Source organism: Paraniabella aurantiaca (genome assembly GCF_050309965.1).
Taxonomy (GTDB): Bacteria; Bacteroidota; Bacteroidia; order Chitinophagales; family Chitinophagaceae; genus Niabella.
This window is the reverse complement of record NZ_JBLOSY010000001.1, coordinates 2,233,112-2,248,146: the sequence shown is the minus strand read 5'-3', so window position 1 is coordinate 2,248,146 and position 15,035 is coordinate 2,233,112. Positions and strand designations below refer to the sequence as shown.

The following is a 15,035-nucleotide window of genomic DNA, read 5'->3' as shown; positions in this document are numbered from 1 at the left end:
AAAACATTTATTAATTAATAACTATCTCATGCATTTTTCATTTTCAGGTAAACTCCATTTGTCCACCCAAATCCATCCTGGTTGGGATACTCACCGCCGGTATCTCTGCCGTCATAGTTTTTCACCACCGGGTATTTCTCCATCAACTTTCCTGTTTGCGCAAAACGATACTCCACATTACCCATCCAGTTACAGCGGATGGCAGCTGCCAGATCTGAATCGCCGTACTGCCTGGCGGCCACATATCCCACCCATTGCAAAGGGGCCCATCCTTTAGGTGCATCCCATTGTTGCTCGGTAGCTACATTGGTTGTCAGCAATCCCCCCTCCTTCAGTAAATGTTCCTTTACGAAAGTCAGCACCTGAGCAGCACGCTTGGAAGAGCTTATACCTACATATAGCGGAAATAGCATGGCAAGCGATTTCGATTTTGTAGTTTGCTTTTGCTGGAAATAATAGTCTTTATACACACCCTCCTGCTCATCCCATAAGTACTTTTCTATGGCGTCAATTCTCCCGGCAACTATTGTTTCAAATTTCATTCTCATGTGCCTGTTGTCTGAAACAGTATAAGCATCTAACAAAGTCTGTTCAAGATGCAACATCATACAGTTCAGATCTACAGGAATAATTTCTGTAGTACAAATACTGTGCAGATTCTTGCCATCAGCCAGCCAACGACTCGAAAAATCCCAACCCGACTCACAGGCAGCCCTTAAATTCCTGTATAAATCTTTGTTTCCAGGTGCCTGATTCATTATAGCCAGGTCTAAGGCATATCCCTCCGGGCGGGGTGTATTCTCGGTATCCCAATACCGGTTCATTAAGGAACCGTCGTCCATTTTTACAACATGTAAACTGGCTGGGTGTTCATGTAAACTTTCGGCACCTTTCATCCAGAATGCATACTCTTTCTCCAAAGCTTCCTGGTATTTCACCAGTGCTGCATCTCCTTTAGCATCTCTTAGCAACTTTACCATTGCTGAATAAAAGGGGATCTGTGACCGCGTAAGATAATAGGTGCGGCTGGCATTAGGTATAAACCCAATACTATCGATGAGGTAGGTAAAATTATCGACCATACCCTCCACCAGGTCCAGGCGCCCGCTTTCTACCAAACCCAGCATGGTAAAGTAACTATCCCAGTAATACAATTCATTAAACCTGCCACCCGGAGCAACGTAGGGATGGGGTAGCCCGATCAGGGAGCCTTTATCTGTAGTATTAATACGGGTAAGGTGGTCCCAAAGATTCAGGATATAGTGATCAATATTATTCCCTGCCAGGTTAGAATGAACCCTCAACTGGCCAGGAAAAGAAAAATTTTCCTGCACAAAAGCCAAAAGATCGAAATCGGGTTCGTGCTTTTGATTCGCGTATTTTGCTGCGATATAGGGCAATGAATACAGGGGCTCTGCATCAACAAAAGTTTTCTGATCATTAAAAATATGTTGCGCCTGCACGTCGGCAAACAAAACCCCAATAGCTGAAGCATCTGTAGCAATCATAATTTATATTTTGTAATGAGCAATCGGCAAAGCATGTTGCTACCTGTGGCAATCATTTAGTCCCAGGCCATATAGCAAACATCGTTTCTTCTTTAACAAAAATCATAAACAGGACGATCTGATCATACAACTCTATTCACTTTTTATTGAACTGTATTAATCATTTTTTATTTATATTTAACAGAATAATGAAAATAGAATACGAAATTGTAAAACCAGACAAGGGAAGCTCCTTCCGGTTGCTGCATCATAAAATGGTGCGTGAGTCCGATTTTGTATGGCAATTTCATTATCACCCCGAGTATGAAATTGTATTTGTGCCCCAGGGAAGCGGCACCCGACACGTGGGGAATCATTTAAGTACTTATCACCAGGGAGATCTTGTGCTGATTGGTAGTAATTTACCCCATTCGGGTTTCGGCCTCAATTCTTCCGGTCTGCATGAAGAAATTGTGCTACAGGTAAAGCCTGAGTTGATTCCCCTGCATTTTACCGAAATGGACCTGGTGGGGTCGCTGCTCGAACGGGCCAGGTATGGCATCTCTTTTTCGGGAGTTACCAGGGAGCAGGTAGGTGAGCTGATGGCTACGATGGTCGGTCAGCCTCCTTTTAAAAGAATGATCCTGTTACTGGAGATCCTGGAAAAACTGGCTGGATCCGAAGAGTATACTATTCTTAATAGCAGTATCGTTTCTCCTGCCCTGCTTTCTAAACATAAAGCCCGGCTGCAAAAGGTTTTTTCTTACGTCGAAAAAGAATATGCAGGTGAAGTACAGGTACAAAAAGCAGCGGCACTGGTAGGGCTGTCGGTACCTTCCTTTTGTAATTTCTTCAAAAAAACCACGCAGATCACTTTTTCTGATTTTGTGAATCAATACCGCATACAGAAGTCGTGCATGTTACTACACCAGGACAAAAGCATTTCGGAGGTATGTTTTGAATGCGGATTTAATAACGTAACCTATTTCAACCGGCTATTCAAACAGGTCATGAACGAAACACCCTCAGCCTTCAAAAAGAAAATAAGCGGGTTCAGCGAAGTAGCTTAACCATACTTTTATTTTCAGGAGCATTTATTTTAAATTCTTCACCGGTACCGCGGCAGGTTCTATAATAATTAATGTATTTTAGAGCCGGCGTAATCAGCCCGATATGAATTCACTGGCGCAGGACACTCTTAAAACATACTTTGGTTTCGATCATTTCCGCCCGATGCAGGAGGAAATAGTGGAAGCAGCCCTGCAGGGTAACGATGTGCTGGCATTAATGCCTACCGGTGGCGGTAAGTCACTTTGTTACCAGGTACCCGCACTTGCCAAAGACGGCCTATGTCTTGTTATTTCCCCGTTGATTGCTTTAATGAACGACCAGGTACAAAACCTGCGAAAAAGAAATATTACAGCTTTCAGCATACAAACAGGTATGCAACGAAAGGATGTGATCAGCGTATTGGAAACAGCTGCGCACAGCAACTGCAAATTTTTGTATGTATCGCCGGAGCGACTGGAAACGGCGCTGTTTAAGGAATACCTGCCCGGACTCGGCGTTAATTTCATTGCGGTTGATGAAGCGCATTGTATATCGCAATGGGGCTACGATTTCCGTCCGCCTTATTTACGTATTGCAAAACTACGCGAAGAATTGCCGGGAGTGCCGGTAATAGCACTCACAGCCTCAGCTACGCCGTTGGTGCAGCAGGATATTTGCGAAAAGCTTTCTATTGATGCAGAAAATAAGTTCAGGGTATTTCGACAGTCCTTCGAAAGACCCAATCTTTCTTATAGTGTTTTTCAGACCGACTCCCGTATCAATAAGATTGTCTCCGTATTAAACTCAGTTCAGGGCTCAGCTATCGTATATTGTAAAACCAGGAAACGATCGAAGGAAATTAGTGAACTACTCAATGCTCAAAACATCAACGCTGATTTTTATAATGCCGGTTTGCCCTCTGACGAGAGAACCAAGAAACAGGAGCTTTGGGTCAAAAACCAGATACGCGTAATGGTATGCACCAATGCATTTGGAATGGGCATTGACAAGCCGGATGTGCGTGTGGTAATACATGCCGACGTGCCGGATTGCCTGGAGAATTATTACCAGGAAGCAGGACGTGCGGGACGTGACGGGGAAAAATCGTATGCGGTACTATTATATGATGAGACGGAGCTCGATGCGCTGAAAGCCTTGCCGGATACGCGTTACCCGGGCATAGATACCATTCGCAACGTATACAGGAATGTAGTGCATTACCTGCAATTACCTGAAGGCGAAACACCCGGACATAGCTACGATTTTAACCTGAAGGATTTTATCAAAAAATTTTCACAGGATATACAAACTACGCTTTTTGGTTTGAAAGCGCTGGAGCAAAATGGATGGTTAACGTTTAACGAACAGGTTTTTTACCCGGCCACCGTACGTTTCAATATCTACAAAAACGATTTGTACGAATATGAAAAGAACTTTGCCGATTATGAGCCCATTATTAAGATCCTTTTACGAACTTATGAAGGTATTTATGATTACCCGGTAGCCATTTCAGAAGGATATATTGCTCATCTTTTAAAATATGATATTGCTATTGTAAAAGATCAGCTACGCAAACTACATATAGACAGGGTAATTATATACGAGCCGCAAAAAGAAGACCCACAGGTGATGCTTACCAGAAGCCGTATTAAAACCGCATTGCTTCAAATAGATACGGAAGAGCATAACAAGCGGAAAGCCATTTTTTCTGAACGGATTGATAAGATCATTGACTATATTAAAGACACCAATGCCTGCCGTAGCAAAATCATCGGTAATTATTTTGGCGACGCTAAAATGAACGATTGCGGTATTTGTGATAACTGCCTGAAAAAGAAAAAATCAGCTTTATCGCAGGACATTTTTAGTAAAATTGCAGATCATTTACAACAACTGCTACAAACCCCGTTAACCACCGAAGAGGTTTTCAGGCAATTAAGCATGTATCATAGAGACCATGTTTGGACCGTTATTAATTTTTGGGTGGATGAAGGAAAAATAACCATAGAAAAAAACGGTTCCATTCTTTTCAATTCCTGATCTCGCGATAAATAAAATCATCTTCTAATTCTGCTTAGTGTTTCCTGCGACATGCCAAGGTAACTGGCTACTGCACCCAAAGGAGCACGCAAAATAATGTCAGGCTCCTCCTGCATCATCTGGAAGTATCGCTCTTTAGCTGTCATATATTGCAATGCATAGATACGGCGTTCGAGGTTGATCATTAAAGTGCCCATCACCGAAACCATGAGTTTGGAAACAGATATAGATGTTTCCGCAAATTTTTGAAGACTGTTGAAACTAAGTGTATTGACCACCGATGCTTCCAACGCCTCTATACTATTATGAGAAGGCTTTTCCAGGAAGAGGGTCTCCTTACTTGCTACCAATCTATTTTCTTTGATGAAACCAAGCGTTATATCCTTTCCGTCTTCATTATAAAAAGTACGGAGCAACCCGCTTTCTACGAAATAGATATTCCGGTCCAGGGACTGTTCTCCTCTTAACATTTCGCCTTTATTAAGAACTATTACATGAACATGCTGCAAAAGAAAATCCTTTATATCATCATCTGTTTTGATAATCCCGGATAAGAAATTCAAGGCGTACATTTTTTCTTTTTCCAAAAGTATCGAATATACCGGCATTTAAAAAGCTCCTGCTAGACAACAGGAGCTTTATCAACAAATAATAAAAGAGAAAAAAAACTTTAATCAGCTGCAAGCTCAGGCTCCTTCTGTGCTGCTATCTTTTTCTTTTTAATAACCAGCAGCAGCCAGCTTAGTATGAAAAAAACAACAATCAGAACCAGCAAATGAATGGTGAATGGTTTTGTGAGATAACCCCCACCCCGCTCTACCAGAGATATTTTTAAAATGTTCAGATAGGGTGTTAATGGAACTATTGATGTAAAAGCATTAATAAAAGAAGGCATAGCGATAGCCGGCCATGTAAAACCACTCATTATAAAGGCAGGAGAAGCAATTACCATTAGCACCTGTGTAGCTTTTAGCGCGTTGGGGATGAGTATACTCATAAAAACGGCCAGGAATATCGACGCCAGAATAAAAAGCTCGGAGTTTAGTAAAAACATTCCCCAATTAACAGGACCGGGCACTCTAAATCCAAGTCCGAAAAAATAAAACATTAGCACGTTTAAATTAGAAAACAAAAACACCGGGATGATTTTTATCAACATCAGCTTCAGCTTATTTTCTTTGCCGAACATTTCTAAAAAATCTTTACGCTTAAAGTCTTCCGCAAAACTGACAGCCATGGCCAGCATAATAACCTGCTGCAATACCACCGCCATAATGGCCGGCCACATAAAAACCAGGTAATTGCCTGTAGTATTAAACAGCGTAATGTAGTTGGCCTTAAAAGGTTCATACTTTATACGGGCTGCTTCAGCAGACATGCCTCTTTTTTGTAAACCCTTCATTTCTGCCCCGGCCGAATAAGTGCCCAGCACTGTTTGTATAGATTTCGATGCAAAGTTTGCCGTAAGCAGGTTGGAGGTATTGACATATGTGTTCACTTCAGGATATTTCCCCTGCAACATCATTGCCTCAAATCGTTCGGGTATTACCACCAAAGCCGCAGCATTTCTCCGTATGATTTCATCTTTAATATTGGCGGGCTTTACTGAATATTGAAGCACCTTAATCGTTTTATTATCGTTCAGCATCTCCGTTAGTTGTGTTGAAGCCGGGGTATGGTCATAATCAACCACTATCACAGGAATATCAACAACTTTTCCCTGCCTGTAGGTAAACCCGATAAAAATGGCATAAATAAGCGGAGCCAGAATAAAAACTGATAACAATGTAGTATTACTCAAAAACACCTTAAATTCTCTCTTCACCAGTTTGTTGAAATTTTTCATTGCTTTAATTTTAACTGCTAATTAAGTTGCACGCTCGCATTCACCAATACATCTACAGCGCCGGAGCTACTTACAGGAACGATTTTAATTTCATACACTGCATCTTCTGGGTCATAATCGGGGAAGGCAGTAGTAATATCGGCATACCTGGCCAATTGCTTTATCGATACTACCTGTCCTTTAATTTCTTTTTTGCTATATGGTATCGTCATGCTTACTTCCATTCCTTTTTGATATTTCGACATCCTGCTTTCAGGAATGGTAAATCGGAAATAAGTGGTATGGGGTATATACCCCGTAAATAATGCATAGCCCGCTACCGCCAGTTCTCCCTTATTCAGCGATATGGTTTCTATCTCCATATCATTGGTTGCAATAATATAGCGTTCTTTATAAGCAGTGTTTGCTTCCTGTAATGCACCCGCTGCCTGGCCCGACTGGCCGGCAGCCATCTCGATCTTCTCGTAGCGCGTACCTCGTGTTACATCATGTAATTCGGCATTAACAGCATCCAGCTGTGCCTTGGCGCCCAGGTACTTTGCATATACTTCATCATAATTCTGTGGCGACATTAAGCTATCGCGGTACATATTTTCAGCCCTGCTGAAAGATTTCTGCGCATAGTCGAACTGGTCTTTCAGTCCCTGCTGCTTTGCCTTCAATTGCTTTAGCTGGTCGGAGGTTGCGCCATTGCGGGCCATTTGCTCCTGTGCCCGCGCAGCCGTGGCAGCACCCCTGGCCTGGGTAATTTTAGCTTCCACCTCGGGTATATCAAGCCTGGCCAGCGTATCTCCTGTATGTATCGTTTGTCCTTCCTGAACGTATATTTCAGCTATACGTCCGCTTATTTTGGGTGAAAATGATATCACCTCTTTTTTAACTTTCCCTTCTACTGCGCGCTCTTCCTTTCGCTGTTTACAACCTGTTGCAGTGCTTATTATGAAAACGGCAATTATGGCTATATTTAAATATTTCATGGCTTTTGATATTAAAGTTTGTTGAAGTCTAATTCCTGTGTTGATCTCATCAATTCTATTGCGGCCCGGCGCTGGTTAAAGATGGCCGTCTGGTACTCCAGTTCAGCATTTTCGAGGTCGTTTTCCGCCTCAATATAATCTGCCGATTTTTTAGTACCGTACCTGAATTCCTTTTCAATATTGCTTAAAGCAGTTCCGGCTATCTCCCAGGCCTTCTCTTTCAAAGCAATCTGTGCATTAGCTACTTTATAGTTGCTCATGCTATTGGCCTGGTTTAATTGCAGTTTATCCCGGGCATCTCTTACTTTGCTTTCCAGCACCTGCCTCTCTACCCGCGCACGGGCAATAGCATTTTTACCTTCCTTTCCGTCAAACAGGTCCCATTTAAAACCAACCCCTGCCTGTACCAGGGGTAATACCTGTAAATTATCGGGTCTCCAGTTCAAACGATCTACAGCACCGGGAATGATGTCCCTGGAAGTAGTTATATGGTTATTATAAAGCCCGATATATGAAGCAGAAGCCTTGGCCATCACCTTGGGTATCCACCAGGTTTGTTCGGCTTTTATCTTATAATCTACCGCTTTTATAGCATGATCCAGCGCTCTTAATTCAGATCTGTTAGCAATTGTATGCTGCCCTGTTAAAAATTGAATAGGTTTTAACTGGGGTTGAATGCCCATGATTCTTTCTTCCTCAATGCCGCTCAAAATGGCCAATTGTGCCGTTAACAGTTCTTTCTTACTATTATATTCAATAATTTTTGAATCGAGTGTAGCCTGGGCCAATTCTATTTTTTTGTGATCATAAGGGGTGATCAAACCATAGCCCAGGGCCTTATCGGCAGTCTTCTTCATCACTTCCAGCCGCTCTTTACCCTTTTGCAATACGTTAGCCGATTCATTCAACAATGCAAACTGGTCGTAAATTTTACTGATGAAAGCTATCACATCTTCCCGGCTTTTTTCCATCAATATGTTTTCCGAGTGGTCTTTTTCTTTATTGGCTTCTTTCAGATGTTTTACTTTTCCGCCAGAATACAACAACATGCTGGCTTCAGCACCTGCCTGTACAGAAATTCCTGAAATATTGAGATTATTGTCCAGAGCCCCTTCTGCCAGCGTCATGCCGGGAAAAATATTTGCAACAGCAGGAATAACAATCTCGGGCGACTGCAATTTTGCTGAAGCATACAGGTAACCTGATTTACCGCTAACAGCAACTTTTGGCAGAAATATGTCATTCAGCTTTTCCTGGTCTAAATGAGTTAGCCTGTTCTGTAACTTTTGCTGTACCAGGGTAGCATCCTGTTGCAGCGCACTGTCTACCAGCTCTCTGAGTGTTGGAGCGCTTTGAGCCTGCAAAGCCACTTGTATGCATAAAGCGGATGTTAATAATAGGAATGCTTTTTTCATTTTATTATTTGTTTGTTGACAATGCAAAGGTGAAAAAGATCGCAGGCATAACTTTTGACTTTTGTCAAAAATTGTTTTGCCCGTAAATTATAGTGCGCAAAACACGGTTATTTATGACCGTGTTTTATATCTTTGTAAAGTGCTTGCCGCATAACTTTTGCTTACCCATGCTGCCTGGCACTTATAAAATCAAATCAATGCATTACGGTATCATTACTTTCGGCTCAAGAGGAGATGTACAGCCTTATATGGCGCTGGCCCTGGGATTGAAAAACAGGGGACATTGGGCAGGTATATTAGGAAACGAGAATTTCTCGGAGTTGGTAACAGCACATGAAATAGATTTTTATTCTCTTCCCGGAAATATCGAAGCAATGCTTCAAACGCCCCAAATGACGGGTATTCTGAAGTCGGCGAATACAATGGCATATTTAAAGGAGCTTCGAAAGTTAACCAGGGAAATGCAGGGAGGGATTATTGAAAAGATGATCGAGCACTGTAAAGCATTTGATGTGCTTATTGCCACTCCTTTAACAATGATGTGGGTGTTTTCCGTTGCTGAAAGCTTAAAGAAGCCCTGGGCCATCATTCAGCTATCTGTTCCAACAGTACCTACTGCCGAATTTCCTTTTCCGGGGCTTGATTTCTTTAATAACAGAATATATAACAGGTTTACGTACCGGCTCATTCGATGGTTTTTCTGGAACGAAAATAAAAAGGATATCAATACACACCGGGCTTATTTAGGCTTACCGCCGCTTCAAAAATCTTTAATGCAGATTATTGACGAACAAAACATCCTTCATCTCTACGCCTTTAGCAGATCTCTTATCAGCCGGCCCTCTGACTGGCCGCAGCAGGTTGACATAACAGGGTTTTTGACCGCCAAAGCGACAGCAGTTTCCCAGGAGAAAGATTCGGATAAGATCGCCGAAATTGATGATTGGTTACAGCAGGGTAAGCCGCCTGTTTATATCGGGTTTGGAAGTATCCCGGTGCCGGATACTCAAACTTTTTTCAATGTACTTACCTGCTTACTTAACGATACCGATGAACGTTACATTTTTTGTGAAGGCTGGAGCCATAATATAAAGCTGCCGGAAAACAACCGCTTACTTAAAATCAAATCAGCCAGCCATGCCTGGTTATTTCCTCAATGCCGGTTGGCCGTTGTCCATGGCGGAATTGGTACAATCGGGGCAGCCTTGCTGGCAAAATTACCGGTAGTTGTAGTTTCTGTTTTTGGCGATCAGCCCATGTGGGGGAAATTTATAGAAGAAAAGGGAATGGGCATACATGTACCTTTCAAAAAGCTTACAGGGCAACAATTACTGAACGCTATTAAAAAGGCTGACACGGAGGCTGTAAGAACAGCCGCCCGTTATACAGGAACCCTCATGGAAAAAGAAGACGGCGTGCAGCAGGCGATATCAAAACTGGAAGCATATTTTATATCAAAATGAAATAGTATTAAGTAACAGGATATCATCATAATTGTTTTGATAAGTACATTTTAGCATAAAGAAAGATGTAACAGTAGTTACCACACCATTACATTATATGTATTTTTTCAGGAAAAACGACCCGTTTTCCTTACTTTTAGCGCAATCGGAAAACAAACCTGTTATACATGCTTTTAACGGTATTGGCTGGCTTACTTACCTCTATTTTCATTATTCCATTTGGCAAAATCATCAAATCAAAGTGGAGCATTTTACTCATGCTCCTACCCCTGGGTTTATTTATTTATTATTTAAGATTAGTGCCAAATGTTTCATTAGGAGAAATATTTCTGCAATCTACTTCATGGATCCCCTCGCTTGGTGTTAATCTGGATTTTAAGCTGGATGGACTCTCCCTGCTATTTGCTTTACTGATTACGGGGGTGGGAACGGCTGTTTATTTTTACGCACGCACCTATTTAAAAGGTCATCCTTACTTTGACCGGTTCTTTGGCTACCTGAGCTTATTCATGTCGGCCATGCTGGGTATGGTACTTTCAGACAATATGCTGCTGCTGTTTGTTTTCTGGGAGCTCACCAGTATCAGTTCTTTTTTTCTTATAGGCTTTAATAACAGTGAACTCAGTTCCCGTAAAAGCGCGATCACAGCGCTTTCCGTTACCGGTATGGGGGGCTTTTTTCTTTTAGCGGGTATTATATTATTAGGAAATGTTGCTGGTACTTACTCTATCTCAGAGTTGCTGCATGCGCGTGAAACCATCATTCATCATACCCAATACCCATTAATATTGGGCTTATTTTTCGTAGGTGCTTTTACCAAGTCAGCACAATTCCCTTTTCATTTTTGGTTACCAGGTGCTATGAAGGCGCCAACACCGGTATCTGCCTACCTGCACTCTGCTACTATGGTTAAAGCCGGCATTTACCTGCTGGCAAGATTTGATCCTATACTGGGTAATACACCCATGTGGAGTTACCCGCTCATGATCGTTGGAGGCTTTACCATGTTGTTTGCAGCTGGTCATTCGCTGCTGCGTGTAGACTTAAAAAGTATATTAGCCTACTCTACCATTTCTGCATTAGGTATTTTAACCTTTCTTATAGGCCTGGGCACCAGGGATGCAGTAATTGCTGTGAGCGTTTTCATATTGGTACATGCGCTATATAAAGCAGCGCTCTTCCTGGTTACAGGTATTATAGATCATGAAACGCATACAAGGGATATTACAAAACTGTCGGGTCTCAGGAAAGTATTATTACCCGTGGCTATAGCAGGTTCTCTTGCAGCCCTTTCCAGTGCAGGTATCCCCCTTTCATTTGGTTTTATAGGCAAAGATCTCATTTATGAGGCAACACTTCATGCCCAACCCTCATGGGTAACCCTACTTACAGCACTTGCCGTACTCACCAATATTTGCCTGGTAGCCGCAGGATTCATGGCGGGGATCAAGCCCTTCACGGGCGCTTTGCCTGTTTCTTATGAAAAAATACATCTGCCTTATACCTCAATGTGGCTGCCGCCACTGATCTTGGCGGTTTTAGGAGTATTATTTGGATTGATGCCCCACTATATAGGAGAGCTTTTTTCCCTGCGTGCAGCTAATGCCATGTTTGGCGCAGATACCAGGCTCGATCTAAAAATATGGCATGGCTTCAATACAGTATTGCTTTTAAGCTTGCTCACTTTCGCAGCCGGAACAGTGCTCTATCTCTTTAATAAACCCGATAGTTCAAAAGCCAACTGGCTACAGCGGTTTAAAGTGCTGGCGCCTGAGTTCCTGATGCAACGTCTTACCACAGGGATCTTTAAATTTTCTGACTGGTATACCAGCACATTTCACAATGGGTACCTGCGATCCTATCATTTAAAAATCATTTTATTTGCCGAAGCTTTGTTGGCTTACAAGCTTTGGCTAAGCGGCCCGATAGATATTAATTTCTATAACCTGGCAATGCTAAGCGTTTACGAAGTAGCAATAGTAGCCATTTTAATAGGCGCATTAGCTATGATGATCACTACCAGGTCGCGCCTTACAGCCGTTGTATGTATGAGTATTATCGGGTATTGCATCTGCGTGATGTTTGTTTTTTACAGTGCACCAGACCTGGCTATGACGCAGTTTACCATTGATACCCTTACTACTGTATTATTCGTGTTGGTGCTATATAAACTCCCTCCTTTTTTAAACCTGGGTACCAGAAAAGAAAGGTACAGGGACATGGCTGTAGCATTGGGGTTCGGACTCATTCTTTGTATGGTTGCCCTTCAGGTACACCACGAACCTATAGAAACCGCCACCAGCGATTTTTATGGTTCCAAAGCCTACCTGGATGCCAAAGGGAAAAACGTAGTGAATGTGATATTAGTTGATTTCAGAGGTATTGATACACTATTTGAAACAGTAGTACTAAGTATTGCAGCTATAGGCGTATATAATTTATTAAGACTGAGATTAAAACCCTCAGAAAAAGAATGATATGAGAAGTAGTATTTTACAAACGGCAACGCGGTACCTGCTTCCGATACTATTATTGTTCTCGGTATTCCTGTTGTTAAGAGGGCATTATTATCCCGGAGGTGGATTTGTAGGCGGACTGGTAGCATCTATTGCTTTTGTGCTACATAGTTTTGCCAATGGCACAAATGCTACCATGACATTGCTGGGCAGAAAGCCTCTATCTCTTATTCCTGTAGGATTGGGTATTGCTGCGCTTAGTGTAATGGCCCCGATGTTATGGGGCTTGCCACCTATGACAGGGCTCTGGGTAGAAGGCAAATTCCCCATCATAGGTTCGCTGGGTTCAGCGCTGTTCTTCGACCTGGGCGTTTACCTGGTAGTGGTGGGCGTTGTTTTAACTATTTTGTTTACTATTTCGCTAACAGACGATTAATATGGAGTTATTACTGATATTGGTGCTTGGACTGTTGTATGCAGGGGGCGTATACTTTATACTACGGCGAAGCATGGTAAAGCTATTGTTAGGTATCATGCTGCTGGGCAGCGCTACCAATATACTGATTTTTGTATTGGGCGCCATTGTTAAAGGGAAGCCTCCCATTATAGATGCTGCGGCAGATGTGATGGATCAGTCTTATGCCGATCCCGTGCCACAGGCGCTTATATTGACGGCTATTGTAATCAGTTTCGCCCTTACCGCTTTTGCTATCGTATTACTGAAACGTGTGTATGCATTGGTTGAAACAGATGATTTGGATAACTTAAACACACCGGAGGAGGAAGATATATGATGGGCAATTTTATTTTAGCACCGGTCTTTATCCATTTGCTCATCGCCATCTTTCAACTGATTGCATGGCGCAAAACTGTTACACAACGTATTTTATCGGTGGGCGGAGCCTTGGGCGCATTGGTTGCTGCTATTATATTGTTCAGGCGGGTGTATCTGAACGGTACATTTACCGTTAATGCTTCCAATTGGGAAGCCCCCTTCAGTATTGTTTTTGTAGCTGATCTTTTAGGGGTCACCATGGTATTGCTTACTTCTATTGCGGCTTTTGCAGTGTCTATGTTTTCGGCAACCGGTCTGAGCCGCCAAAGAATGTTGTACGGCTATTTCCCCATATTTCACTTTTTAGTGATGGGTTTGAACGGAGCCTTCTTAACCGGCGACATTTTCAATCTTTACGTTTGGTTTGAGGTGATCATTATTTCATCCTTTGTACTGATGACATTGGGAGGACGCAAAAACCAGCTGGAAGGAGCGCTGAAATATATGTCGATGAATATACTGGCATCCATGTTCTTCCTAACGGGTATTGGCATATTGTATGGCATGACAGGTTCTCTGAATATGGCTGATCTCGCCATCAAAATGCACGACGTTCAGAACCGGTCTTTAGTAGGCATTACTTCGGTATTTTTCATATTGGGCTTCGGCATTAAATCGGCTGTATTTCCTTTATATTTCTGGCTGCCTTCTTCCTACCATACACCTCCTTCGGCAGTAGCGGCAACTTTCGGAGGCCTCCTTACCAAAGTGGGTATCTATGCCATCCTGCGTGTAAACAGCCTGATATTTATTCCTGATGATTTTACCCGCACCCTGTTGATGGTTATTGCAGTGCTTACCATACTTACAGGAACTTTCGGAGCTTTAAACAAAATCAATATCCGCAGGCTATTCTCATACCTTATTGTTTGCCATATTGGTTTTATGGTGGGAGGTATCGCTATGTTTAGCAAACTGGCATTAATGGGCACCTTGTTTTACCTCATACACGACATTATGGTTAAAACCAACATGTTCCTGATATCGGGAGTTATTATGCAGTTGAGAGGTGTTGTTACTATGGAAAAGCTGGGAGGGTTATATAAAGAATATCCCAAAATATCCCTGTTGATTGCTATCGTATTATTATCACTGGTAGGTATACCTCCATTATCAGGTTTCTGGCCAAAAGTATACCTGTTTAGAGAGGCATTTAATGAACACCAGTATTTTTTTGTAGGTGCACTGATCATTGGTAGCCTCGCAACATTATATGTGATTGCCAGGTTATGGGCAGAAGTATTCTGGAAAGAGGTGCCGGCAGATGTAGTAATCGACAATAAATTTGAGCCGATGCCTTTATCCAGGAAATTTTTATTGATCGCTCCCGTAGCTATTCTGGGCATTGTTTCTGTTTATATTGGATTGAATGCCGAAGTAATTATACAGGTAGCGGACAGGATTGCAACGGAGTTGCTGGATACCAGCTCTTATATAAATGCAGTTTTTAAAAATTAAAACAGGAA

Annotated in this window: 12 protein-coding genes; 7 read left to right on the top strand and 5 right to left on the bottom strand. The window is 42.3% G+C overall.

From position 1 onward, the window contains the following. Positions 1 to 26 precede the first annotated feature (26 nt). On the bottom strand, positions 27 to 1,508 hold the full coding sequence (locus ACLOAU_RS09840) for a trehalase family glycosidase (RefSeq protein ID WP_427861693.1): 1,482 nt from the start codon (positions 1,506 to 1,508) through the stop codon (positions 27 to 29). A gap of 188 nt (positions 1,509 to 1,696) precedes the next feature. Here ACLOAU_RS09840 and ACLOAU_RS09835 point away from each other — a divergent pair, with 188 nt between their 5' ends. Beyond that, entirely contained in the window at positions 1,697 to 2,557 is an 861-nt protein-coding gene (locus tag ACLOAU_RS09835) for a helix-turn-helix domain-containing protein (protein WP_427861692.1), read from the top strand. A 103-nt stretch (positions 2,558 to 2,660) separates the two neighbouring features. Then, entirely contained in the window at positions 2,661 to 4,577 is a 1,917-nt protein-coding gene (locus ACLOAU_RS09830; RefSeq protein ID WP_427861691.1) for a RecQ family ATP-dependent DNA helicase, read from the top strand. Between the two features lie 17 nt (positions 4,578 to 4,594). Here ACLOAU_RS09830 and ACLOAU_RS09825 read toward each other — a convergent pair whose 3' ends face one another. The 4 genes from ACLOAU_RS09825 to ACLOAU_RS09810 all read right to left on the bottom strand — a co-directional run bounded on the left by ACLOAU_RS09825 (position 4,595) and on the right by ACLOAU_RS09810 (position 8,815). Then, positions 4,595 to 5,140: a Crp/Fnr family transcriptional regulator gene (locus tag ACLOAU_RS09825; RefSeq protein ID WP_427861690.1), complete on the bottom strand. Its 546-nt coding sequence runs from the start codon at positions 5,138 to 5,140 to the stop codon at positions 4,595 to 4,597. Positions 5,141 to 5,247: 107 nt separating this feature from the next. Beyond that, positions 5,248 to 6,423 (bottom strand): ABC transporter permease, encoded by a 1,176-nt coding sequence (locus ACLOAU_RS09820; RefSeq protein WP_427861689.1) that lies wholly within the window; start codon positions 6,421 to 6,423, stop codon positions 5,248 to 5,250. Positions 6,424 to 6,440: 17 nt separating this feature from the next. After that, positions 6,441 to 7,400, bottom strand: a complete 960-nt coding sequence (locus ACLOAU_RS09815) for an HlyD family secretion protein (protein ID WP_427861688.1) — start codon at positions 7,398 to 7,400, stop codon at positions 6,441 to 6,443. Positions 7,401 to 7,411: 11 nt separating this feature from the next. Continuing rightward, positions 7,412 to 8,815, bottom strand: a complete 1,404-nt coding sequence (locus ACLOAU_RS09810) for a TolC family protein (protein ID WP_427861687.1) — start codon at positions 8,813 to 8,815, stop codon at positions 7,412 to 7,414. 197 nt (positions 8,816 to 9,012) lie between these two features. Here ACLOAU_RS09810 and ACLOAU_RS09805 point away from each other — a divergent pair, with 197 nt between their 5' ends. The 5 genes from ACLOAU_RS09805 to ACLOAU_RS09785 all read left to right on the top strand — a co-directional run bounded on the left by ACLOAU_RS09805 (position 9,013) and on the right by ACLOAU_RS09785 (position 15,027). After that, positions 9,013 to 10,278: a glycosyltransferase gene (locus ACLOAU_RS09805; RefSeq protein ID WP_427861686.1), complete on the top strand. Its 1,266-nt coding sequence runs from the start codon at positions 9,013 to 9,015 to the stop codon at positions 10,276 to 10,278. 167 nt (positions 10,279 to 10,445) lie between these two features. Continuing rightward, a complete protein-coding gene (locus ACLOAU_RS09800; RefSeq protein ID WP_427861685.1) occupies positions 10,446 to 12,755 on the top strand; it encodes a putative monovalent cation/H+ antiporter subunit A in 2,310 nt (769 codons plus the stop codon). Position 12,756: 1 nt separating this feature from the next. Further along, entirely contained in the window at positions 12,757 to 13,170 is a 414-nt protein-coding gene (locus tag ACLOAU_RS09795; RefSeq protein ID WP_114792220.1) for a Na+/H+ antiporter subunit B, read from the top strand. Between the two features lies 1 nt (position 13,171). After that, the gene (locus tag ACLOAU_RS09790) at positions 13,172 to 13,528 is read left to right on the top strand and encodes a Na+/H+ antiporter subunit C (RefSeq protein ID WP_427861684.1); all 357 of its coding nucleotides are present in this window, start codon (positions 13,172 to 13,174) and stop codon (positions 13,526 to 13,528) included. Further along, complete coding sequence (locus ACLOAU_RS09785; protein ID WP_427861683.1) at positions 13,525 to 15,027, top strand: proton-conducting transporter transmembrane domain-containing protein; 1,503 nt, start codon at positions 13,525 to 13,527, stop codon at positions 15,025 to 15,027. Before ACLOAU_RS09790 ends, ACLOAU_RS09785 begins: the two co-directional genes overlap by 4 nt. The last annotated feature ends 8 nt before the right edge of the window (positions 15,028 to 15,035 follow it).

What these genes read in the sequence shown, in the direction of transcription:
- ACLOAU_RS09810 (WP_427861687.1), bottom strand. Translation starts at nt 8,815, where the DNA reads ATGAAAAAAGCATTCCTATTATTAACATCCGCTTTATGCATACAAGTG.
- ACLOAU_RS09815 (WP_427861688.1), bottom strand. Translation starts at nt 7,400, where the DNA reads ATGAAATATTTAAATATAGCCATAATTGCCGTTTTCATAATAAGCACT.
- ACLOAU_RS09795 (WP_114792220.1), top strand. Translation starts at nt 12,757, where the DNA reads ATGAGAAGTAGTATTTTACAAACGGCAACGCGGTACCTGCTTCCGATA.
- ACLOAU_RS09830 (WP_427861691.1), top strand. Translation starts at nt 2,661, where the DNA reads ATGAATTCACTGGCGCAGGACACTCTTAAAACATACTTTGGTTTCGAT.
- ACLOAU_RS09785 (WP_427861683.1), top strand. Translation starts at nt 13,525, where the DNA reads ATGATGGGCAATTTTATTTTAGCACCGGTCTTTATCCATTTGCTCATC.
- ACLOAU_RS09840 (WP_427861693.1), bottom strand. Translation starts at nt 1,508, where the DNA reads ATGATTGCTACAGATGCTTCAGCTATTGGGGTTTTGTTTGCCGACGTG.
- ACLOAU_RS09820 (WP_427861689.1), bottom strand. Translation starts at nt 6,423, where the DNA reads ATGAAAAATTTCAACAAACTGGTGAAGAGAGAATTTAAGGTGTTTTTG.
- ACLOAU_RS09835 (WP_427861692.1), top strand. Translation starts at nt 1,697, where the DNA reads ATGAAAATAGAATACGAAATTGTAAAACCAGACAAGGGAAGCTCCTTC.
- ACLOAU_RS09790 (WP_427861684.1), top strand. Translation starts at nt 13,172, where the DNA reads ATGGAGTTATTACTGATATTGGTGCTTGGACTGTTGTATGCAGGGGGC.
- ACLOAU_RS09800 (WP_427861685.1), top strand. Translation starts at nt 10,446, where the DNA reads ATGCTTTTAACGGTATTGGCTGGCTTACTTACCTCTATTTTCATTATT.
- ACLOAU_RS09805 (WP_427861686.1), top strand. Translation starts at nt 9,013, where the DNA reads ATGCATTACGGTATCATTACTTTCGGCTCAAGAGGAGATGTACAGCCT.